Genomic DNA, 22,211 nt, shown 5'->3' with positions numbered 1-22,211 from the left:
TCCCTATCTCAAATGCAGCCACATTTGAGTCTCCTCCCAGGTTCCTATAGCGTTCCATCGTCGCTCCTTTGAGCAAGTGATTTCATGAGTAAAGCAACGGATTGCACTGCACTCATGACATTAGTCTAGGATCTTCGAATGTCCAAAAAATACATTGAGTCCCCCCTGACAGCAGGCTGGAGCAGGCGAGATTCAATAGTGATCCTAGCTCAAGGAAAACATGAGAAAATGGGAAAAAATGGGGACGGATTTATTTTCGAGCTTAATCCACTAATAGATCTGTCCCCTTTTCCAAAAACAGCGGAGTGCCCGACGGACAAACCGGCGCTGGTCACCACGTCTCATCCAATAATAAATCCATCCCCTTTTCTCCCCGTGAAGTCGAATTCTGGTTTAAGGATCTATTCCGAGGAGCTCACCCGATATTTTTGTCGATATCTCAGAAAGATCATTCACTAGCTTCCTAGCGATTTTATTCTTCATGAGCGACCTTGCATGCTTTAATAGATCTTCCCTTACCTCATCGGTAAGAGTGAAGTCCATATGAGAGAGCTCAATGATTTTCATAATAACAGAAGAGTACTCATAGCTTTTTTCGGGGACTAATGACTTTATCTCACTAAGAGTATCAACCCCGTCAATCTCACAGAGTGCATAAGTAATAATAATTCTCTCTAGGTTGTCGGATGAGCCTGAGCGCTTATCTCGGAGACGACCTGTCTGCCTAGAGTTTATTAGGTCGGAAGCCATCATTGACACAGCAAAATTAGGAAAAGTCGCAATGAGAAAATTAAGAAAGGCATCTATATTTTCCGTAGCCTTTCTTCTATGCCCTTGCGGGAGCTCTTGATACTTAGAATGCTCAACTAGTTTATTAAGGACTAATGGGCGCAGTTTCTCTTGAAACTTCCGAGTATTTAGCGCAATAGTTTTCTGATAAAAATCGAGTGCACTGGAGAAATGCTGATCAGCTATCGAACGATCAGTTACGTGCTCCGCTGCTCGGAATACACGAGCATAGAGAGAAAGTGAAGACTGAAACAGTGTCGCTCCGTGCAGGTCATCCCAGTTTGCGCGGGATTCACCGTTTTGCGGGCACTCTCTTAAAGGGCTTGCACTATCCATTCTTTCATCAATCTCATGTTCCTTAGGCGGTTCATGACTAAGAGCGTTATCAATAGACTCCTCTTTCAATTCGTCGAGAATATCTGATTGAGCTGCTTCCTCAAGCTCTTCCCCTGCCGTCTTCAGGTTAGAAATTTTCTCTGACTCAACACATATTGCCCAAGCATCACTGGTAAGCCGATGGCAAAATTCTAGAAGATCCGTATCCTCTTTAGAAATAGCAGATATGTATTCAATTACCTTATTGAAACGCAGAAAATTAATTGACGCATGCAACTCAGGGTACGATATTTTCTTATTACTAAGGTATCGCGCATACACGTAATCAAAGAAGCACGCCTGACTAAATCGATACTTCTCTTCAGAAAGTTCTATCACACCACTGGCCAGAATCGGATTCAAGTAGGCTGTAATGGGGAAGTCTTGTGCAATATCCCCATTAAACTTAACTATTATTGCGTCTACCTCAGATACTTTTAGGGCAAACAATTTCCTCTTGGCCATCACATCAGCGATACTACCGAGAAGACGTAGCAAATCCTTGTACTGCGGAGCTCGCTCTCTTGTAATACAATGCTTTTGCATTATTACCTCGATGAAGTTCTCAACAAGGTCCGCCTCATGCAAGTAAGTCGAGAAGTGACCTTGCTTTCTTTCATATATAGAAAGAAGCATAGAATACACAAAAATATTGTTAGGCATCCCTGCATTATCTACAGTTTTCAGAATCTCTTTTGCGACAGAATTTTGCTTAGTAGAACTGGACAACCACTTCCCAACCAAGCCTTTTAGATGACTGCGCTTCATTCCACCAATATTTACTTCCACAAACCTCCTGCAAACTTTCGTGCGCAACTTTGTTGCGAGCTCTTGTGCTGTAGCGTGCTTGCAAGAAATGATAAATCTTGGTGATTGATGCTCGGCAAGGAAGGAAATCAACTCATCAACGCAGTTTTGAGAAAGCCCATCTACTCCGTCGAAGATCAGAAGTGCATTCTCAGTTATGACTTTGTTTCCCAGCGTATCAATATAGAGCTTAGAGCTCGGTAAAGATTCGTAAATTTCCGTCAAAGTCGTTTTGATGCGATGCTTTGATGGGAGTTGTTTACCCTTACAATCAAAATAAAAAGCAATTTCATCTAGTTGCGCTCTTGCTTGACTCTTAAGCTTGTCCATGAGCAAGCTTTTTAGAATAGTACTCTTTCCAGAATTCTCGCCACCAATCAAGAGGAAGTTATCTCGAGATCTAGCTAACTCTTCAAACCCTACATACTTTTCTTCGCCGCCCTCTTCGATCTCATAACCACCGAGTTTAATAGCAGGGCAAATAAATATGTCCGAAAGGCGTTTTCGTTCAGACTCAGCAACCCCCGTATTGCACATCAAGTCGAAATCAAAGCGATCTAAAGCTTTTCCACAGTCCTCAGCAAATGCTTCTCTATTGAAGCCTCCCGCGGGTGTCGCCTCATAATCCATCTGCCCTTTCGGGCATCTATCTATCCATGGCGAAAACTTTTTTTCACTTTCGTCGTATTTTCGAAATAAGACCCTACCTGACTTAAGATTATCAGTATGTGTAGCACTTACTATTGAGTATCCACTTTTCTCTTTTCCTGACAGATCAAATCTACCAGCCTGCATTTTCATTACGAAGTCTTCTGAGAAAGACGACTCTCGCAAAATATTAAATTCATGCATATGACCATAAAACACAGTGGAAATCTTATTACTTGTTATTTTTGCCGAAAGCAACCTTCGCTCCTCTGGATGCAGCCATTCCAGAGGGTGATGCATAATTATTATTTTCTCTTTAAATTCACGAATTTTCTTTAGCGCGGCATCCATCTGGTGCTCACCAATAAAAAGATTCTCTCGATCTTGTTCACCAATCGCAGACCAACCTGTATTCAAACAGGCGATACCAACATTTCCATGCTTATAGCATTGATAGAGTTCTTTTATTTCTACAATATTCTGCGAGTACTTGTAGAACTTACTTATGAAATCCAACCAATTAGTGCAAGGGTTCTCCTGATTGGACAGCAGTTCCTCTTGAAGCTCTTTTATTTCGTCAGCGCTGTAATCTTTACGCAGACTTTTTATTGCTTTCTTATTTGAGAAGCTGAATTCCCCCCGACCTGTATCGTGATTTCCAGCAACAAAAAATATATCTTCATTTCTTAACTTTAGAGCATCTCGAATAGGTTCAATAAGTTCATTCCTGCACAACTCAAATTCTTCTTTTTTCCCCGCGTAGGTTAGATCTCCAGAAACTATTAGCGCATCTGAATTTTCAATAAATCCAACATCATCCAAAAAAACATCCTTCAATCTCTCTAGGAACTGTCGAGACTGCCCTTTTAATGGAGTGGTACTAGCGTGAATATCTGAGATGTGCAGTATTTTTTTCATATTCCGTCATGATTTCGTGGTGGCCAGATGCCCTCATTATCCATTTTGAGTTGAGTCAGCGCTAGAGGCATCCAGATACTAAAAAAAAATGGACAGGTCACTTTTTGTCGTTTGGGGGTTTGGGTTCGAAACCTGCGAAGGTTGCAGCAAAGAAGTCCGCACGATACCCTTCCAATATCGCTGCCAATTCAGCGACCGGGCGTGGTAACCCGAGTTATTCAAGGCGCTACAGCGCCCCAATCACGTCATCAGGCGCTTTTTTTATGCCTGCGGCGTGAGTTATGGCGGCTGTGCGTGGGACGCCCTCGGGCGTGCCGGTTTCCTTGATTCCCGGTTTACCACCCTGCGCACAGCTCTCACCCATTCGTGTGGTAACGAACGTGGCAGCTCCTCATATCAAGGAGTTGGATAATGCGCAGTATCAATCCGTTTGAAATTTGGCTTTCCCCTCTACGCAATTCCCAATCGCGTAACCCCCTCCCCCATTGCCTCTCCATCCTCGGAGGTGGCCAATGACCGAACAACCCGAACTCAAGACCATCGGCCTGACACCCGCCATCTACTGTGCGGATCAACCACTGTTCCACGTCACTCGCGGGGTTCCTCTCGGCGATGCGTTGTCCATGGCCTCCGATTTTCTGTTCTTGGCCAAGACGCTCACTGAAGATGCTGCCTACGCCAGAGACACCGACCGCCATGCCTGGGCTGCGCATTATCTGACTTCGATGAGCAAGGCGTTGGTGGACGACGCGGTGAAGGTGCTAACGCGGGATCGGGTTTGTGTGCTGGTGTCCAAAAAGGCGGGAGAGAAAGCTGAGGCTTAGTGTTTGGGCCTGTGGGGTGTGGGTTGTTTGCGATGGTGGTGGCTGATCCAGCATTTGTGTTGGCTGGGCTGGCGCTATCGCGGGCAAGCCCGCTCCCACAGGGGTTGTGGTGAGTGGCAGGCATCGGGTAGCCCTGGTGTGTGAGCGGGTTTGCGGTGCATCTCAGCATTGAGGGCGGTTGGGCTGGCGCTATCGCCAGCAGGGCTAGCTCCCACAGGGGGGTGCGCGTCAGCCCTGGGTTTCGGGGTTTCGATTAGAGCGGGTCAGAGCAGGTGTTGGGAGATCAGTTTTGAGATTTCTACCATGGACGTCCTGCCGGTGAATTCGAATTTCACCTTGCCCAGGGACGAGAAGTAGATCTCCAGTTCCGAATCCAGGTCGAAGGTGCCGGAGGTTTCTACGGAGTAGGCGACGATGTTTTTGTAGGGCAGCGAGGTGAAGTCTTTTTTGCTGCCGGTGATGCCCTGGACGTTGACGGCGATGATGCGTTTGTTGGTGAACACTACGCCATCGCGCATGGATTTGTAGGCGTCGATCACTTGCTCGCCGTCCAGCAGCAACGCACTGACGCGTTCTGCGTATTCTTCGTTTTGCTTGAGTTTGAAGAAGCCTTTGTTGTTGAAATCAATCATCTGCTTTTCCCTGTTTTCTGGCGGTGAGATCCAGGCTGATCGTGACGTACCTGGGCATCGGGGATGAATCAAGAAAGGGAAATCTCCCACAAGCCCTACAGAAAACGGCGACGAAAATTGTGACAGGGTGAAACCGGGGCACCACGCGCCCCGGTCAAACGCCCTACCCGCCACGCTTTCCCGTCAGAAATGCACCTTCAGCAAGAGACTCAGCGCGTTCTGGTCTGTTTCAAATCCTGAAGTGTCTTCAATCCCGTATTTATTCGACCAGTAATCCCACTCGATCCCCGCATAAAACTGCTTCTGCCGTTGCCCCAGCGCCTTGCCCACGTCGTATTTGATCTGCGGGTTGAAGTGCAAACTCTTGGCTACGTAGTCGGAGGTGCCTTTGGTGCCGACATCGTTGACGTACCACTCCAGGTAGCCGTCGAAGAGGATGTCGGAGCGGCCCAGCGGGAGGGTCATGGACCAGGTGGGGTTGATCTGCCATTGGCCGGAGGCCTTGCCGGTGATGCCGTCGGGTTTGCGGTAGTAGGTGTTCAGGGAGAAGCGATCGAAGCCTGGCAGGGCGAGGTCGACGGCGGGGCCGAGCAGGTATTTGCGGTTGCGGTCTTTGCCGCGTTCGTAGGTGGCGGCCATGAGCACGTCCTTGATGATGCCGTAGCTCAGATCGCGGTCGCTGATTTTGCCCAGGGACAGGCGCGGGGAGAATTCGCCGTAGTAGGAATGGCCGTCGTCACCCGAGAGGCCGTTGGACCATTTGTTGTCGACGAACATGAAGACGTCGCCCCAGGTCCAGCCGCTGGCGTGTTCGAAGGTGATTGTTTGCTGGGTGTCGTCGCCGGTGCCGTCGACTTTGAAGTGCTGGCCGTAGAGGTAGCTCAGGCTGTTGTCGTTCCACAACAACGGGCCGGCTTCGACGCTGGCGCTGGCCAGGGCGAACAGCGGCAGCAGGCTGCGGCGTAAAAGAGGTGCAAGTAATGTAGATGTTTTCATGGGCTGCCCTTGTCAGGTGATTGGCGGATATCACCGGCAAGGCATGCCCGAGCTGCGGGTTAGCCACTGTTCTGGCCCTCAACGTAATGAGGGGCGCCCCTTGCCGGGTACGCGGCGTAATGCCGCCAGAGCAATGCCCTGCACCTTGGGTCCTGTTGGAGCCGCTCAGTGCTGACCGCTTCTACTCGATACGGGACTTAGCACGGGTTGTGCCAACTGATCGAATACAATCAGCAAGCCCCATTCAGCACAATCCACGCCTGAAACTGCACACTCAATCGGCGAATGCGCTGCGCACCAACTTGAGGCCCGCCCAAAAAAATTCGCACCATCGCGATTCATCTCCCCACTGCTCCCCGAGCGCCTTAAACGCCGAATCCCCTGACTGCGGGGCAGCAACAACTTGGCACACTTCTGGCTTTAGCTACCCTCGAGTAGAAGCGGTCAGTGCCAGCCATGGCACCGGGCATTGCTCTTGCGCCCTTCCCTGTGGGCGTACGTCCGATTGGATGCTTGAACGCGGCGCCAACGCCCCGGGCAAGAGAGAAGTGTTAGCCGCGTGACTAAGCCTTGGCGCCCTCTCTCTTCCCACGTTCTCTCCAGTCGGTCCCTCGCTGGCGTGCCGATTGGCGCGCGGCGGTTTTCGAATCGTTGTGGAGAACACATCATGAAAATTCGCTTTGCCTTGGGTCAACCGCTTCGCTCGCTACTGGCCATGGCCCTCGTGCCCGCTGCCCTGGTTGCGTCTCCGTTGGCCCTGGCCAATGACAAGGTAGTGCTGCTGACCTCCTGGTACGCCCAGGCCGAACAGGGTGGTTTCTATCAGGCCCTGGCGGATGGCTTGTACGAGAAAGAAGGCCTGGACGTGACCATTCGCATGGGTGGGCCGCAGGTCAATGGCATGCAGTTGCTGGTCAACAAGCAGGCCGACTTCATCGTCAACTACGACTTGCAGATCCTCAAGAGCGTGGAGCAAGGCCTGCCGGTGGTGGCCGTGGCCGCGCCCTTTCAAGGCGACCCACAAGGCTTGCTGACCCATGCCGACGTCAGCGGCCTGGACGCCCTGCAGAACAAGCAAGTGCTGGTGTCCACCTCGGGCCAGCAAACCTGGTGGCCGTGGCTCAAGGGTAAGTACCAACTCAAGGACAGCCAGGCCCGGCCTTACACCTTCAACCTGCAACCCTTCCTCGCGGACGCCAACACCACGCAGCAGGCCTATGCCAGTTCCGAGTTGTTCCAGGCGATGAAGACCGGGGAGAAAGCCAACTTTTTCCTGTTTGCCGACGCCGGCTACCCGCCCTACGGCTCGACCCTGGCCACCCGCCAGGACGTGATCGATCAGCACCCTGACCGGGTCCAGCGTTTTGTCCGCGCCTCGATGGAGGGCTGGAAGCGTTACCTGGACAACCCGAGCGCCAACCACCTGATCAAGGCCGACAACCCGAACATGAGCGATGAGCTGCTCGCCTGGGGTTTGTCGACCCTCAAGCAATACCGACTGGTCACCGGGGGTGATGCCGCCACCCAAGGCATCGGTGTGATGAGCGATGCGCGCTGGCAGGCCACCCGCAACTTCATGGTCGAGGCCGGCCTTCTTGGTGCCGATGCGCCCTGGCAGAAGGCCTACACCACGCGCTTTGTCCAGGACTTGAAAGTGCTGCCGACCGCCGAGCAGGCCGCCAGCCGCTAAGCCGATTGCCCCAACGCAGAACCCAAAGCCCGGGCCCAAGAGCCGGCTGAACGAACACCGTGAGGACACTTGTTATGTTGGTCACCAAACAACCTGTATTGCGCCGCTTCTGGTACGCCCTGCTGCCCATGACCGCGCTGGATGCCGGCCCGCAACCCTTCACGCTGCTGGGTGAAGCCCTGGTGCTGTGGAAGCGCCCCGACGGCACCCCGGTGGCCATGCGCGACCGTTGCTGCCACCGCACCGCCAAGCTTTCGAAGGGCTTCGTCAGCGAGGACGGCAACATCGCCTGCGGCTATCACGGCTGGGAATACGACTGCACCGGCACCTGCGTGAAGATCCCGCAAAACCCTGCAGGCATGATTCCGCCGGGCGCCTCGGTCCAGGCCTTTCACTGCCAGGAAAAATACGGCTACGCCTGGGTCGCCCTCGACGATCCGCTGCAGCCTATCCCTGAGTTTCCCGAAGACGGCGCACCGGGCTACCGGCGCATCTTCCAGTTTTATGAAGAGTGGAAAACCAGCCCGCTGCGGGTCATGGAAAACTCCTTCGACAACTCGCACTTTTCCTTCGTCCACAAAGCCAACTTCGGCCTGTTCGACCAGCCGGCGCCGGCCGGCTACGAGTTCCGCGAAACCGATTACGGCTTCGAGGCCGAAACCCGGGTGCCGATCCGCAACCCCGAGGAAAGCTTTCGCATCACCGGCACCCGCGAGCCGATCACCCAGCGCCACCTGATCAACCGTTATTACCTACCCTTCTCCCGGCGCTTTGGCTGCATGTACCCGGACAGCGGCATCCACCACATCATCTACAACTGCGCGACGCCCATGGAAGACGGGCGCCTGATGCTGGTGCAGTGGCTGTACCGCAACGACAGCGAGGAACAATGCTCGACCCAGGAGCTGATCGACTGGGACGCGGCGATCACCGCCGAAGACCGCGACATCCTTGAGGCCACCGATTACGACGCCTGTGTCGACACCCGCCGCAGGGTGGAGCTGCACATGCCGTCGGACAAGCCCGGCCTGGTGATTCGCCGGCAACTGCTGGGCCTGCTCGAAGCCCACGGCGAAAGCGAAGTGTTCCTCAGCCACTGAGTTCAGCGCCCCGGTGCGCCGGGGCTTATCCGGTCGCTCATGACCCCAGGGGAGAGCGCTATGTTGATGCAAACCATAACTCCAGCCGACGCCCGGCCACAGGCGTTGCCCGGCACCGACAGCGTGGGTGTGCAAACGCCGCTGTTCGCCAACCAGGTGGAAAAAACCTACAGCAATGGCACCCAGGCCTTGAGCCGAGTGAAGCTGGCGATTCAGCGCGGCGAGTTCGTGTCGTTGCTCGGCCCTTCAGGCTGCGGCAAGAGCACCCTGCTGAAGATGTTCGCCGGCCTCGAACAGCCCTCCGCCGGCCATGTGCGCTGGTGGGGCAAGGACAGCCCGGCCAGCCCGACGCAAGGGCAAAGCCTGGCCATGGTGTTTCAGGAGGCGACCCTGATGCCCTGGGCACGGGTCAGCGATAACGTGCGCCTGCCCCTGGACCTGGCCGGTGTGCCCAAGGCCCAGAGCCAGCCCAAGGTCGATGCGGCGCTGGCCCTTGTCGGCCTGGACCGCTTCAGTCAGGTGTACCCGCGGGAGCTGTCCGGCGGCATGCAAATGCGCGCATCCATCGCCCGGGCCCTGGCCACCGAGCCCAATCTGCTGCTGATGGATGAGCCGTTCGGCGCCCTGGACGAGTTCACTCGCAACAAGCTCGACAGCGACCTGCGCCAGCTGTGGGCCAGCCGCGACCTGACCGTGGTGTTCGTCACCCACAGCATTTTCGAAGCGGTGTACCTGTCGTCGCGGGTGGTAGTGATGGGCGCACGTCCGGGCCGGGTGATCGCCGACATCGAGATCGACGGCCCCCTGGAGCGGGACGAGACCTACCGCACCTCCCCGGCCTTTATCGAGCAGTGCGCACGCCTGTCCCGACTGCTGGCCCAGGCCAATGGCGACCCTTGCTGATTTCACTATGAGAGCCCGATCATGAGCCCATCCTTTACTCCCTGGTTGCGTCACCCCACAGTGTTGCGCATCGTCTCGCCGTTGCTGCTTGGCGCCGTGTTGCTCGGTCTGTGGCAACTGGCCTGCGTGGCTTGGCAGGTGCCGGTGTACCTGGTGCCCTCCCCGGCCGATATCGGCCGCACCTTGATCAGCGATGGCCCGATGCTGCTGGGTGCGTTGTGGATGACCTTGAAGATCACCTTCTTCTCGTTCGCCCTGGCGGTGCTGATCGGCACGTTGGCGGCCTTTGTCTTCGTGCAGAGCCGGGTGCTGGAAGCCAGCCTGTTTCCCTACGCCATCCTGTTGCAGGTCACGCCGGTAGTGGCCGTGGCGCCGCTGATCATCATCTGGTGCAGCAACACCACGCTGGCGTTGGTGATTTGCGCGACCCTGGTGGCGATCTTCCCGATCATCGCCAACACCGTACTGGGCCTGCGCAGCGTCAACCCTGGTCTGCTCAATCTGTTCCGCCTGAACCGCGCCAGCCGCTGGCAGGTACTGCTGCGCCTGCGCATTCCCAGCGCCCTGCCGTGTTTTTTTGCCGGGTTGCGCATTGCCAGCGGGCTGGCCTTGATCGGCGCTGTGGTGGCGGAGTTCGTCGCCGGCACCGGCGGTACCGGCGCCGGGCTGGCCTACCAGATTCTCCAGGCCGGCTTTCAACTGAATATTCCAAGGCTTTTCGCCGCCCTGCTGCTGATCGCCCTGACCGGTGTCGCGCTGTTCAGCCTCATGGCCCTGCTGGCCCGGTTGAGCCTGCGCAACTGGCACGAAAGCGAACTCGGCTAACCCTTTGAGTCCGCCGCAGGTGCGGCGTATGGAGCCTCACATGACGTTTGAAAACAGCTGGCTGGTGCGCAATGCCAGCGCCATTCTCACCGGTTTGTCCGGCGCGGCGGCGCGCCATGCCGGGCCCGATATTCGCATCATCGACGGGCGCATCGCTGCCATCGGCGCCCTGCAAGCCCTGCCCGGGGAGCGCGTGCTGGATGCCACCGATTGCGTGGTCTACCCGGCGTGGGTCAATACCCACCATCACCTGTTCCAGTCGCTGCTCAAAGGCATTCCCGAAGGCATCGACCAGAGCCTGGGGGCCTGGCTTGGGGCCGTGCCCTATCGCTATCGCGGCCTGTTTGACGAGCAGAGCTTTCGCCTGGCCGCACGCATTGGTCTGGTCGAGTTGGCGCGCTCCGGCTGCGCCACCGTCGCCGACCACCATTACCTGTATTTGCCGGGCATGGCCTTCGACAGCGCCGAGGTGCTGTTCGAGGAAGCCGAACGGCTGGGGCTGCGTTTTGTCCTGTGCCGTGGCGGCGCCACGCAGGCGCGGCAAGCCGAAGGCAACGCGGTGGCCGGGCCGGAGACTCTGGAGCAGTACCTGGGCGACGTTGAACGCCTGGTGCGCCGTTACCACGACCCGGCCGCCGACGCCTGGCGTCGGGTGGTGATGGCGCCCACCAGCCCGCCCTACTCCATGCCAGCGGAGCACCTGCGCGAAACTGCCCGGGTCGCCCGGCGGCTGGGCATTCGCCTGCACAGCCACCTGAGCGAAACCGTCGAATACCAGAATGAGGTGCAACAACGCCATGGCATGTCGCCGGTGGCGTTCTGTGCCGAGCAGGAGTGGCTGGGGCCGGACGTGTGGTTCGCCCATCTGGTGAAACTCGACGCCGAAGAAATCCGGATGCTCGGGGCCAGCGGCACGGGCATCGCCCATTGCCCGCAAAGCAATGGCCGCCTGGGCAGCGGCATCGCCGATGTGGTGGCCATGGAAGCTGCCGGGATGCAGGTGTCGATCGGCGTGGACGGCGCCGCCTCCAACGAGGCCTGCGACATGATCAGCGAAACCCATGCCGCCTGGCTGATGCAGCGGGCCAAGGCCGGCGAACGCACCCGGCCGCGTCATGCCGGCGGCGACGAGGAAGGCGGTGCCCACGCGGCAACGGTGGAAGACGTGGTGCGCTGGGGTACCGCCGGCGGGGCCAAGGTGTTGGGCCTGGACGCCGTCGGCAGCCTGCAGGTGGGCATGGCGGCCGACCTGGCGATCTACCGCCTCGACCAGCCGCGCTACTTCGGCCTGCACGACCCGGCGATCGGCCCGGTGGTGGGAGGCGGACGCCCGACCTTGCGCGCCTTGCTGGTGGGCGGGCGGTTGACCGTCGACAACGACCAACTGCCCGACCTCGACCTGGCCGAACTCGGCGCCCAGGCCCGGGACGCGGTGCGCCGATTGCAGCAGGCCGCAGGAGTACGCGCATGAGCTGGTCTGCCCTGCACGTGCGCAGCCTGCGCCTGGAAGCCGACGATGTTCTGGGTATCGAACTGGCCCCCGTCGACGCCGCGCCCCTGCCCTTCACCTGGACGCCAGGCGCCCATGTCGACCTGCGCCTGGGCAACGGCGCGGTGCGCCAGTACTCGGTGCTGAGCCTGCCGGAAGATGGCCACCTGTACCTGGGGATCAAGCGCGAGCCCACCTCCCGGGGTGGCTCGCGCTGGCTGCACGAGCAACTGCGCCTGGGCGCGCAGATCGAAGTCAGCGCGCCACGCAATCTGTTTGCCCTGCAACCGGGCAACGGGCCGGTGACGCTGGTGGCAGCGGGCATCGGCATTACGCCGTTGCTGCCAATGTATCGCCAATGCCTGGCCGAAGGTCGACCCGTGCGCTTGCTGTACTTCACCCGGGAGACGCGCCAGGCGCCTTTCATCCAACGCCTGGGCGCCGACGTCCAGTGGTACGGCGGGTTGCGCGCCGGGCAGATCGCCGAGCTGCTGACCAGTCAATTTCCCGCCTGGCAAAGCGCCGCCGGCTTGTACTGCTGCGGCCCGACCGGCTTCATGGACACCGTCGAACAGGCGGCGCTAAAGGCGAACTGGCCGGCCACAGCCCTGTATCGCGAGCATTTCCAGGCCCGGCAGCTCGCGACCCTTGATGCGCAGAGCTTTTCACTGGAGCTGCGACGCAGTGGTTGTGAGGTACAGGTGCAAGCCGGGGAAAGCCTGATCGAGGCGGCGGCGCGGGTTGGGGTCAGTCTGGAGTTTTCCTGTGGCATGGGCATGTGCGGCGCTTGCGTGTGCCGGGTGCTTGAAGGCGAACCCGAGCACCGCGACGAATGTCTGAGTGATGCACAGCGCCATAGTGGGGGTTGGATCGCGGCGTGTGTGTCCGGATGTCGTGGCCAACGGCTGGTGCTGGATATCTGAAACCGGCACGCATGGAGGGGGTTATGACGGATTGGATCAGTGCATCTGCTCCGTAGAATTGCTCACGGTTCTGATACTTCTTCTCGCCTGTAATGCTTGCTATACATCAGGCATCGACAGGCCCTTTGGGCATCAGGCCAGTGTGTGAACGCCCCGCGTCTCACTCATCTAGACTTAATGGATAGTCGTAGGCAGAACCAAACACGTCGCTTTGGTGCAGTTGGATCAATAGCGGCGTGGCAAGCTGCCCTTTATGCCCAGTCGAGGTGCGGCGAAGACCGCACCGGGCACAACAAGATGCCCGCTCAGGGTGCCCTGGCCAACGGCCAAATTGCCACGATGCCGTGACGTGGTGTGAGTGCCGCAGCCAACACTTCCGGACAACCGACTACCCTCTTGTGTGTCCGTGACCGTGAGGATTGCTGAATGCCTGATGTTGAGTTGCACCTGCCTTTGGTCAACAGCCTGCTGGAGCGCCACAAGGGCTCTGCGGGTGCGCTGTTGCCCATTCTTCATGATATTCAGGAGCGCATTGGGTACATCCCCGATGCCGCCGTCCCCGAGATTGCCCATGCGCTGAACCAGAGTCAGGCCGAGGTTCGTGGGGTGATCAGTTTTTACCATGACTTCCGTACCGCGCCGCCCGCGCGGCATATCCTGCGGCTGTGCCGGGCCGAGTCGTGCAAGAGTCGTGGTGCCGAGCAGTTGGCCGCGCAGCTGCGTGAGCGTCTGCAACTGGACGATCACGGCAGCAGCGCCGATGGCAGCATCAGTTTGCGGCCGGTGTATTGCCTGGGGGCTTGCGCCTGTTCGCCGGCGCTGGAGCTGGATGGCCGGGTGCATGCGCGGCTGACTGCTGAACGGCTGGATGCTCTGCTCGACGCTTGCCGGGAGGACGCATAATGCCCGCTTTCTATGTGTCTCGTGATTCGGTAGCCCGTGCCGTGGGTGCCGAAGAGGTCGTGGAGGCCCTTGTCATCCATGGCCGGGGTCGCGTTGTACCGCTGGTGATAAGCCGCACCAGCTCGCGTGGCCTGTACTGGCTGGAACCATTGCTGGAAGTGGACACGCCGCAAGGTCGTTTCGGCTTCGGCCCACTGTGTGCTGACGATGTACCGTCAGTGCTCGAAGCCCTGAAAGGCGAGCCATCTGCTCATCCATTGGCCCTGGGTCTGGTGGAAGAGTTGCCCTATCTGAAGACTCAACAACGCCTGCTGTTTGCCCGCGCTGGCATCACACAGCCGCTGTACATCGACGATTACCTGGATCATGGCGGTTTCGAGGGTTTGAAAAGAGCCGTCACCCTCGGTGGCGAACGGACTGCGACGGAGGTGTTCGACTCCGGCCTGCGTGGCCGTGGCGGCGCGGCCTTCCCCGCCGGGATCAAATGGCGCACGGTGCGTGCGACTGAAGCGGCGCAAAAGTACATCGTGTGCAACGCCGACGAAGGCGACTCCGGCACCTTTGCCGATCGCATGTTGATGGAAGGCGACCCCTTCCTGCTCATCGAAGGGATGGCCATTGCCGGCCTGTGCGTCGGCGCCACTTATGGCTACATCTATGTGCGCTCGGAGTATCCGGATGCCGTGGCCATCCTGCGCAATGCGCTGGAGATTGCCCGGAAGAATGGTTACCTCGGCGCCAATGTCGGCGGCAGCGGTCAGGCTTTCGATATGGAAGTGCGGGTCGGTGCCGGCGCCTACATCTGCGGTGAAGAAACCGCGCTGCTGGACTCCCTCGAAGGCAAGCGCGGGATCGTGCGCGCCAAGCCGCCGATCCCCGCCTTGAAGGGATTGTTCGGCCAGCCGACGCTTGTGCATAACGTGCTGACTTTGGCCTCGGTTCCGCTGATTCTGGCCAAGGGCGCGCAGTTCTATCGCGATTACGGAATGGGCCGTTCCCTGGGCACCATGCCCTTCCAGTTGGCGGGCAATGTGCGTCGCAGCGGGCTGGTGGAACGGGCCTTTGGCCTGACCCTGCGCGAACTGGTGGAAGACTACGGCGGCGGCACCGCCAGTGGTCGGCCGCTGAAGGCTGCGCAAGTGGGTGGCCCGCTCGGCGCCTGGGTGCCGCCGTCGCAATTCGACACGCCGCTGGATTACGAAGCCTTCGCCGCCATCGGCGCGATGCTCGGTCACGGTGGTGTGGTGGTGGCGGACGACACCTTGGACATGGCTCACATGGCGCGCTTCGCCATGGAGTTCTGCGCCGAGGAATCCTGTGGCAAATGCACGCCGTGCCGCATCGGCTCGACCCGGGGCGTGGAGGTAATCGACCGGTTGCTGGCCGCGCAAGACCCGAACGGGCGCGATGAGCAGGTGATCATCCTCAAGGACCTGTGCGACACCCTGCAATACGGTTCGCTGTGCGCGTTGGGCGGCATGGTGTCCTTTCCGGTCGCCAGCGCCCTCAAGCACTTCCCCGCCGACTTCGGCTTGTTGCCCCCGGAGGCCGAGCAATGATCACTCTCTTCGACCCGAAAACAGACATTGACCTTGGTACTCCCGCCCGCGACAGCCAGGTGCAGGTCACCCTGAACATCGACGGCCGCAGCATCAGCGTGCCCGAAGGCACTTCGGTGATGCGCGCCGCTGCGTTGCTGGGCACCACCATTCCCAAACTCTGCGCCACCGACAGCCTGGAAGCCTTCGGCTCCTGCCGCATGTGCCTGGTGGAGATCGACGGCATGCGCGGCTACCCCGCGTCCTGCACCACGCCAGTGACTGAAGGCATGAGCGTGCACACCCAGACGCCGAAGCTCGCGACGCTGCGGCGCAACGTGATGGAGTTGTACATCTCCGATCACCCGCTGGACTGCCTGACCTGCTCGGCCAACGGCAACTGCGAGCTGCAAACCGTGGCCGGTCAGGTCGGTCTGCGGGAGGTGCGTTACGGCTACGAAGGCGACAACCATCTGGCCGATGTGAAGGACAAATCCAACCCCTACTTCGACTACGACCCGAGCAAGTGCATCGTCTGCAACCGCTGCGTGCGAGCCTGTGAAGAAACCCAAGGCACCTTTGCCCTGACCATTACCGGGCGCGGTTTTGAATCCCGGGTGGCCGCTGCGGGTGGGGATAACTTCCTCGATTCGGAATGCGTGTCCTGCGGCGCCTGTGTACAGGCCTGCCCTACTGCGACCCTGATGGAAAAAAGCGTGGTCGAACTGGGTCAGCCCGAGCGCAGCGTGATCACCACCTGTGCCTATTGCGGCGTGGGCTGTTCGTTCCGCGCCGAGATGAAAGGCGACCAGTTGGTGCGCATGGTTCCGGACAAGAACGGCCAGGCCAACCACGGCCACTCCTGCGTCAAGGGGCGCTTTGCCTGGGGCTACGCCACCCACCCGGATCGCATTACCAAGCCGATGATCCGCCAGCACATCAACGACCCTTGGCAGGAAGTCAGTTGGGATGAAGCGGTGACCTATGCCGCCAGTGAATTCCGTCGTTTACAGCAAAAATATGGTCGCGACTCCATTGGTGGGATTACCTCCAGCCGCTGCACCAACGAAGAAACCTATCTGGTGCAAAAGCTGGTGCGCGCGGCGTTCGGCAATAACAACGTCGACACCTGTGCGCGGGTTTGCCATTCGCCGACGGGTTATGGCCTGAAGCAAACGTTGGGCGAGTCCGCCGGCACCCAGAGTTTCGACTCGGTGATGCAGGCTGACGTGATTCTGGTGATGGGCGCGAACCCGAGCGATGCGCACCCGGTATTCGCTTCCCAGCTCAAGCGCCGTCTGCGTGAAGGCGCTCGGCTGATCGTCATCGATCCACGCCGCATTGATCTGGTGGATTCGGTGCATGCCCGTGCTGAACTGCACCTGGCTCTGCGCCCCGGCACCAACGTCGCCATGCTCAACGCATTGGCGCATGTGATCGTCACCGAAGGCTTGCTCAATCAGGCCTTTATCGACGCCCGTTGCGAGGGCAGTGATTTCGCCAACTGGCGCGAGTTCGTCAGCCGGCCGGAAAACTCGCCGCAAGTGCTGGGCGCGATCTGCGGTGTGCCTGCTGCCGACATTCGTGCCGCTGCGCGCCTGTATGCCACCGGCGGCAACGCGGCGATCTACTACGGCCTCGGCGTCACCGAGCACAGCCAGGGCAGCACCGCCGTCATGGGCATCGCCAACCTGGCCATGGCCACCGGCAACATCGGCCGCGAAGGCGTGGGCGTGAACCCGCTGCGGGGGCAGAACAACGTTCAGGGTTCCTGTGACATGGGCTCGTTCCCCCACGAGTTGCCTGGCTACCGGCACATCTCCAACGAGGTGGTGCGCACGCAGTTCGAGCAGGCGTGGAACGTTACTCTGCAGGCCGAGCCGGGCCTGCGTATCCCCAACATGTTCGAGTCGGCATTGGCCGGCAGCTTCAAGGGCCTGTATTGCCAGGGCGAGGACATCGCCCAGAGCGATCCGAATACCCAGCACGTCACTGCGGCGCTGTCGGCCATGGAGTGCGTGGTGGTGCAGGATATTTTCCTCAACGAAACCGCGAAGTTCGCCCATGTGTTTTTGCCGGGCGCTTCGTTCCTGGAAAAAGACGGCACCTTTACCAACGCCGAACGACGTATCTCGCGGGTGCGCAAGGTTATGGACCCGCTGGGCGGCAAGGCCGACTGGGAAGGTACGGTGGCGCTGGCCAACGCTTTGGGCTACCCGATGCACTACCAGCATCCATCGCAAATCATGGATGAAATCGCCCGCCTGACGCCGACCTTCACCAGCGTCAGCTACGCCGAACTGGATCGCCACGGCAGCCTGCAATGGCCGTGCAACGCGGCGGCACCGGACGGAACGCCGACCATGCACATCGAGGAGTTCGTGCGCGGCAAGGGGCGTTTCATGTTGACCGGGTACGTGCCTACCGAGGAGAAGGTCAACAGTCGTTATCCGCTGCTGCTGACCACTGGGCGCATCCTTAGCCAGTACAACGTTGGTGCTCAAACCCGGCGTACAGAGAACGTGGCCTGGCATGACGAAGACCGGCTGGAAATCCATCCGACCGACGCTGAAAGCCGTGGTATCAACGAAGGGGACTGGGTTGGTATTGGCAGCCGTGCCGGGCAGACGGTATTGCGGGCGCGGATCACCGAACGGGTCGCGCCGGGCGTGGTGTACACCACGTTCCACTTCCCGGAATCGGGGGCCAACGTGATTACCACCGATAACTCCGACTGGGCCACCAACTGTCCGGAGTACAAGGTCACGGCGGTGGAAGTCAGCCGCGTGTATCACCCGTCGGAGTGGCAGAAGCGCTTCCAGGCATTCAGTGACGAACAGGACCGTTTGCTCAAGGATCGTCGACATGCCCGTGGTGATAACGCGGAGGTACGCCGATGAGTACGGACAACCTGATCAAGATGGCCAACCAGATCGCCCAGTACTTTGCCAGCCAGCCGGACCAGGAGCAGGCGGTGCTGGGCGTGCGTAATCATCTGCAGATGTATTGGGCGCCGAGCATGCGCAACGAGTTGTTGGCTTGGCAGATGGAGCATCAGGGGGCGCAATTGCATCCGCTGGTGCAGGCAGCGGTGAGTGGGGCGGGTTGGGGGGCTTAGATTTACACAACCCTGGGCGATACCCCTGACCTGCAGGCTGAAAAACTGTAGGAGCGAGCATGCTCGCGATGGACTAAAGAGCGCCGCGTTTAGCCAGGAAGCCCGCGTTATCGTTAACGACCATCGCGAGCGTGCTCGCTCCTACAGGTGCTGCGGTTAGTCAGGGAGCCTGCGTTTTCGTTAGCGTCCATCGCGAGCATGCTCGCTCTTACAGGGTAATACTGTTCACTTAAGCGGGGGGCACAACTTGTGGCGAGGGGGTTTACCCCCGTTCGGCTGCGGAGCAGTCGTAAAACCATAACACGCGACGTACCTGATACACCTCGGTGGCGNGCGGGGGGCACAACTTGTGGCGAGGGGGTTTACCCCCGTTCGGCTGCGGAGCAGTCGTAAAACCATAACACGCGACGTACCTGATACACCTCGGTGGCGGGTATTGGGGCCGCTCCGCGCCCCACGGGGGCAAGCCCCCTCGCCACAAGTGTGTGACCCTGCTTAAGTGAACAGCATTACGCTCCTAAGGGGGGGTTGTGTGTGATGACAAGCGCCTGGCAGACGGAACATCAGGGCGTGGACTTGTACTCGGTGGAGCAGGCTGAAAAACTGTAGGAGCGAGCCTGTTCGCGATGGATTAAAGAGCGCCGCGTTTAGCCAGGAAGCCCGCGTTATCGTTAGCGTCCATCGCGAGCATGCTCGCTCCTACAGGTGCTGCGTTTAGCCAGGAAGCCCGCGTTATCGTTAACGACCATCGCGAGCGTGCTCGCTCCTACAGGTGCTGCGGTTAGCCAAGGAGCCTGCGTTATCGTTAACGACCATCGCGAGCATGCTCGCTCTTACAGGGTAATACTGTTCACTTAAGCGGGGGGCACAACTTGTGGCGAGGGGGTTTACCCCCGTTCGGCTGCGGAGCANCCATCGCGAGCATGCTCGCTCTTACAGGGTAATACTGTTCACTTAAGCGGGGGGCACAACTTGTGGCGAGGGGGTTTACCCCCGTTCGGCTGCGGAGCAGTCGTAAAACCATAACACGCGACGTACCTGATACACCTCGGTGGCAAGTATTGGGGCCGCTCCGCGACCCACGGGGGCAAGCCCCCTCGCCACAAGTGTGTGACCCTGCTTAAGTGAACAGCATTACGCTCCTACAGGGGGTTGTGTGTGATGACAAGCGCCTGGCAGACGGAACATCAGGGCGTGGACTTGTACTCGGTGGAGCAGGCTGAAAAAACTGTAGGAGCGAGCCTGTTCGCGATGGATTAAAGAGCGCTGCGGTTAGCCAGGGAGCCTGCGTTATCGTTAGCGTCCATCGCGAGCGTGCTCGCTCCTACAGTGGGACGGTGTCGCTGAGATAGACAGGGTTACTCCGGCTCCTGGTCTTTGTCGGCCCCGATCGTAGCCTCAATTGCCCGCACGCTGATCGCCGCAAAAATCGCGGTCATCAGTACTCCGTTGAAACCGAGGATAATTGCCAATACCCGTGAGATCGGCAGCTTGGGCACAAGCTCGCCGTAGCCGATGGTCAAACCGGTCACGAAGCCAAAGTAGATACCGTCATAGGGCGCCCAGCCTTCCAGGTGACCGATGATCAGCCCGAGCGCGACGATCAGCACAATCAATATGGAAAAGATCGGCCAGACCACGCGGAAGTAGAACCACACGGCTTTGTAGAATTCACGGCGGGCGTTTTTTGAGCGGATGAGGTTCATGTCATGGGTTTCCTCTGGATTGCCTGGGCGACAGGCGATTGGGCACCAATGAGCTTGGCACAAGTGCCAGAATTTGCCGCTCGACTTTCACTTGCGAGCAACCGAGCGCTGCCCGTCAATGAACGCAAACCTGGCTGGATGCGCACGACAGTGAGAAATCCGCTGATCCATCAGCGGATTTCCCCTGCCCTGCTCGCCGTCGGCATGGCGCTCAGCGGTTTGTCTTGCCATGACTATGGCAAAGATGAGCCCGCCGATGCTATCCAGAATCCGCCTGCCACCGAGGTAATGACAGGCTTATCCCTCCCCGGCAGCGCATGCACTCAAAGAGGCAGCGCCCGAGGATGTGAGGCTCAGTTGGTTTCGCTTTCGCGGATCAGCTTTTTGTTGATCTTGCCAACGCTGGTTTTGGGGATTTCGTTGACGAACTTGAACTGCTTGGGAATCGCCCACTTGTTGATGCGACCGCATTCAACGAAGGTCTGCAGATGGGCTTCGAGGATCTTGCGGTCCAGGTACTGGCCAGGCTCGCACACCACCAGCGCCATCGGGCGTTCGCCCCATTGCTCGTCGGCAATACCCACCACCGCGACGGACATGACAGCCTCGTGCTCGCTGATCAGGTTCTCAAGGTCCAGGGAGCTGATCCACTCGCCGCCAGTCTTGATCACGTCCTTGATGCGGTCCTTGATTTCCACGCCACCCATGGCGTCGATGGAAGCCAGGTCGCCGGTGTGCAGCCAGCCGTTTTCCCAGAGCTCGGCGCCTTTTTCCGGCTCCTTCAGATAGCCTTGGGTCAGCCATGGCGCACGCACAACGATCTCGCCCAGAGACTCACCATCGTGGGCGACGTCTTTGCCATTGCCGTCGACGATTCTCAGGTCGACCATCGGCACCGGCGTGCCAGTCTTGATGCGGATCGGCAGCTGACCTTGCATCGGCAGCTTGAGGTCTTCATCACGCAGGTAGGTCAGGCACAGCAACGGGCAGGTTTCCGACATGCCGTAGCCGGCGTGTACCACCATGCCTTTGGCGCTGGCGTCGCTGGCGATGCCGAGGGTCAGCGCGCTGCCGCCCAGGAGCATTTTCCAGCCGTCGAAACGGGCGGCCTTGCCTTCCTCACAGTTGAGGATCATTTGCAAAATGGTCGGCACGCAGTGGGAGAAGGTCACCTTCTCTTCGCGGTGCAGCCGGACCAGGCTGTTGGGTTCATAGCGGCCAGGGTAGACCTGCTTGATGCCCATCAGGGTCGCGACATAAGGCACGCCCCAGGCATGCACGTGGAACATCGGCGTGATCGGCATGTACACGTCATCGGAGCGCAGCAGTGGCTGGCCTTGATAACCACCCAGGGTACCGGCGGCATTGAGGGTGTGCAGAACCAGTTGGCGATGGGTGAAGTACACCCCTTTTGGCGCGCCGGTGGTGCCGGTGGTGTAGAACAGGGTCGCCACCGAGTTCTCGTCGAAGTCCGGGAACTCGTACTGGTCCGACGCCGCGCACAGCAACTGCTCGTATTCGCCCAGTACCGGCAGCGAAGTCTCGGCGGCGCTGTCATCGGTGAGCTGGATGAAGCCTTTGACGGTGGTCAGGCGATCCTGAACCTGCTCGACCAGCGGCAGGAAGTCATCATGCACCAGCACCAGGTCGTCCTCGGCGTGGTTCATGGTGTAGAGCACCTGATCCGGGGACAGGCGAATGTTTACGGTGTGCAGCACCGCGCCGATCATCGGTACGGCGAAGAAGCATTCCAGGTAGCGGTGGCTGTCCCAGTCCAGCAGGCCCACGGTGTCGCCGGCTTTAACGCCGGCTGCCGTCAGCGCATTGGCCAGGCGGCGGATGCGCTGGTTGAGCGTCTTGTAGCTGTAGCGCAGTTTGTCGGCGTAGACGATTTCCCGGCCCGGCTCGTAGCGCTCACCGGACAGCAGCAGTTGCTTGATCAGCAAGGGATAGGTGTAGGCACCGTCGGCCGGCGGGATTATTTTTGTCGCCATCATGGGTATTTGTTCCTGATCCTTTCTATGCGT

General features: G+C 58.9%; 16 protein-coding genes. 11 read left to right on the top strand and 5 right to left on the bottom strand.

Annotated elements, in window-relative coordinates; translation table 11 throughout:
• Positions 1-393 precede the first annotated feature (393 nt).
• Positions 394-3,537: a metallophosphoesterase gene (locus ASE98_RS20175; protein ID WP_060543092.1), complete on the bottom strand. Its 3,144-nt coding sequence runs from the start codon at positions 3,535-3,537 to the stop codon at positions 394-396.
• A gap of 512 nt (positions 3,538-4,049) precedes the next feature.
• Between ASE98_RS20175 and ASE98_RS20170 the strand changes: the two genes are divergently transcribed.
• Entirely contained in the window at positions 4,050-4,361 is a 312-nt protein-coding gene (locus tag ASE98_RS20170) for a DUF3077 domain-containing protein (RefSeq protein ID WP_060543091.1), read from the top strand.
• Between the two features lie 263 nt (positions 4,362-4,624).
• On the opposite strand, the gene ASE98_RS20165 is transcribed toward ASE98_RS20170, so the two are convergent.
• Together ASE98_RS20165 and ASE98_RS20160 are read right to left on the bottom strand one after the other, a co-directional pair.
• Positions 4,625-4,993 (bottom strand): PH domain-containing protein, encoded by a 369-nt coding sequence (locus tag ASE98_RS20165; protein WP_060543090.1) that lies wholly within the window; start codon positions 4,991-4,993, stop codon positions 4,625-4,627.
• Positions 4,994-5,176: 183 nt separating this feature from the next.
• The gene (locus tag ASE98_RS20160) at positions 5,177-5,989 is read right to left on the bottom strand and encodes an outer membrane protein OmpK (RefSeq protein ID WP_060543089.1); all 813 of its coding nucleotides are present in this window, start codon (positions 5,987-5,989) and stop codon (positions 5,177-5,179) included.
• A 667-nt stretch (positions 5,990-6,656) separates the two neighbouring features.
• Here ASE98_RS20160 and ASE98_RS20155 point away from each other — a divergent pair.
• The 10 genes from ASE98_RS20155 to ASE98_RS20110 all read left to right on the top strand — a co-directional run bounded on the left by ASE98_RS20155 (position 6,657) and on the right by ASE98_RS20110 (position 18,478).
• Positions 6,657-7,679: an ABC transporter substrate-binding protein gene (locus ASE98_RS20155; RefSeq protein ID WP_060543088.1), complete on the top strand. Its 1,023-nt coding sequence runs from the start codon at positions 6,657-6,659 to the stop codon at positions 7,677-7,679.
• Positions 7,680-7,753: 74 nt separating this feature from the next.
• Positions 7,754-8,779, top strand: a complete 1,026-nt coding sequence (locus tag ASE98_RS20150; protein WP_034150857.1) for an aromatic ring-hydroxylating dioxygenase subunit alpha — start codon at positions 7,754-7,756, stop codon at positions 8,777-8,779.
• A 60-nt stretch (positions 8,780-8,839) separates the two neighbouring features.
• A complete protein-coding gene (locus tag ASE98_RS20145) occupies positions 8,840-9,682 on the top strand; it encodes an ABC transporter ATP-binding protein (RefSeq protein WP_082457594.1) in 843 nt (280 codons plus the stop codon).
• A 96-nt stretch (positions 9,683-9,778) separates the two neighbouring features.
• Positions 9,779-10,507, top strand: coding sequence for an ABC transporter permease (locus tag ASE98_RS20140; RefSeq protein WP_177336989.1), 729 nt, complete (start codon positions 9,779-9,781; stop codon positions 10,505-10,507).
• 40 nt (positions 10,508-10,547) lie between these two features.
• The gene (locus ASE98_RS20135; protein WP_060543086.1) at positions 10,548-11,978 is read left to right on the top strand and encodes an amidohydrolase family protein; all 1,431 of its coding nucleotides are present in this window, start codon (positions 10,548-10,550) and stop codon (positions 11,976-11,978) included.
• Positions 11,975-12,919, top strand: coding sequence for a PDR/VanB family oxidoreductase (locus ASE98_RS20130; protein ID WP_060543085.1), 945 nt, complete (start codon positions 11,975-11,977; stop codon positions 12,917-12,919). Before ASE98_RS20135 ends, ASE98_RS20130 begins: the two co-directional genes overlap by 4 nt.
• Before the next feature lie 426 nt (positions 12,920-13,345).
• Positions 13,346-13,822, top strand: coding sequence for a formate dehydrogenase subunit gamma (locus tag ASE98_RS20125; protein ID WP_060543084.1), 477 nt, complete (start codon positions 13,346-13,348; stop codon positions 13,820-13,822).
• Positions 13,822-15,381, top strand: coding sequence for a formate dehydrogenase beta subunit (locus tag ASE98_RS20120; protein ID WP_060543083.1), 1,560 nt, complete (start codon positions 13,822-13,824; stop codon positions 15,379-15,381). Before ASE98_RS20125 ends, ASE98_RS20120 begins: the two co-directional genes overlap by 1 nt.
• A complete protein-coding gene (gene fdhF / locus ASE98_RS20115) occupies positions 15,378-18,260 on the top strand; it encodes a formate dehydrogenase subunit alpha (RefSeq protein WP_060543082.1) in 2,883 nt (960 codons plus the stop codon). The genes ASE98_RS20120 and fdhF overlap by 4 nt, the downstream gene beginning before the upstream one ends.
• Entirely contained in the window at positions 18,257-18,478 is a 222-nt protein-coding gene (locus ASE98_RS20110) for a formate dehydrogenase subunit delta (protein ID WP_060543081.1), read from the top strand. The genes fdhF and ASE98_RS20110 overlap by 4 nt, the downstream gene beginning before the upstream one ends.
• Before the next feature lie 1,358 nt (positions 18,479-19,836).
• On the opposite strand, the gene ASE98_RS20105 is transcribed toward ASE98_RS20110, so the two are convergent.
• Together ASE98_RS20105 and ASE98_RS20100 are read right to left on the bottom strand one after the other, a co-directional pair.
• Positions 19,837-20,184, bottom strand: coding sequence for a potassium channel family protein (locus ASE98_RS20105; protein ID WP_060543080.1), 348 nt, complete (start codon positions 20,182-20,184; stop codon positions 19,837-19,839).
• A 353-nt stretch (positions 20,185-20,537) separates the two neighbouring features.
• Positions 20,538-22,181 (bottom strand): fatty acid--CoA ligase, encoded by a 1,644-nt coding sequence (locus ASE98_RS20100; RefSeq protein WP_060543079.1) that lies wholly within the window; start codon positions 22,179-22,181, stop codon positions 20,538-20,540.
• Positions 22,182-22,211 lie beyond the last annotated feature (30 nt).

It is taken from the genome of Pseudomonas sp. Leaf48 (assembly GCF_001421885.1).
GTDB lineage: Bacteria > Pseudomonadota > Gammaproteobacteria > Pseudomonadales > Pseudomonadaceae > Aquipseudomonas.
Note: the sequence above shows the minus strand (reverse complement) of the source record. Positions and strands in the feature narration are given on the sequence as shown.

Bases quoted from the DNA above. Each gene is read 5' to 3' on its own strand.
- ASE98_RS20175 (WP_060543092.1), bottom strand. From the start codon at position 3,537: ATGAAAAAAATACTGCACATCTCAGATATTCACGCTAGTACCACTCCA.
- ASE98_RS20170 (WP_060543091.1), top strand. From the start codon at position 4,050: ATGACCGAACAACCCGAACTCAAGACCATCGGCCTGACACCCGCCATC.
- ASE98_RS20165 (WP_060543090.1), bottom strand. From the start codon at position 4,993: ATGATTGATTTCAACAACAAAGGCTTCTTCAAACTCAAGCAAAACGAA.
- ASE98_RS20160 (WP_060543089.1), bottom strand. From the start codon at position 5,989: ATGAAAACATCTACATTACTTGCACCTCTTTTACGCCGCAGCCTGCTG.
- ASE98_RS20155 (WP_060543088.1), top strand. From the start codon at position 6,657: ATGAAAATTCGCTTTGCCTTGGGTCAACCGCTTCGCTCGCTACTGGCC.
- ASE98_RS20150 (WP_034150857.1), top strand. From the start codon at position 7,754: ATGTTGGTCACCAAACAACCTGTATTGCGCCGCTTCTGGTACGCCCTG.
- ASE98_RS20145 (WP_082457594.1), top strand. From the start codon at position 8,840: ATGTTGATGCAAACCATAACTCCAGCCGACGCCCGGCCACAGGCGTTG.
- ASE98_RS20135 (WP_060543086.1), top strand. From the start codon at position 10,548: ATGACGTTTGAAAACAGCTGGCTGGTGCGCAATGCCAGCGCCATTCTC.
- ASE98_RS20130 (WP_060543085.1), top strand. From the start codon at position 11,975: ATGAGCTGGTCTGCCCTGCACGTGCGCAGCCTGCGCCTGGAAGCCGAC.
- ASE98_RS20125 (WP_060543084.1), top strand. From the start codon at position 13,346: ATGCCTGATGTTGAGTTGCACCTGCCTTTGGTCAACAGCCTGCTGGAG.
- ASE98_RS20120 (WP_060543083.1), top strand. From the start codon at position 13,822: ATGCCCGCTTTCTATGTGTCTCGTGATTCGGTAGCCCGTGCCGTGGGT.
- fdhF (WP_060543082.1), top strand. From the start codon at position 15,378: ATGATCACTCTCTTCGACCCGAAAACAGACATTGACCTTGGTACTCCC.
- ASE98_RS20110 (WP_060543081.1), top strand. From the start codon at position 18,257: ATGAGTACGGACAACCTGATCAAGATGGCCAACCAGATCGCCCAGTAC.
- ASE98_RS20105 (WP_060543080.1), bottom strand. From the start codon at position 20,184: ATGAACCTCATCCGCTCAAAAAACGCCCGCCGTGAATTCTACAAAGCC.
- ASE98_RS20100 (WP_060543079.1), bottom strand. From the start codon at position 22,181: ATGATGGCGACAAAAATAATCCCGCCGGCCGACGGTGCCTACACCTAT.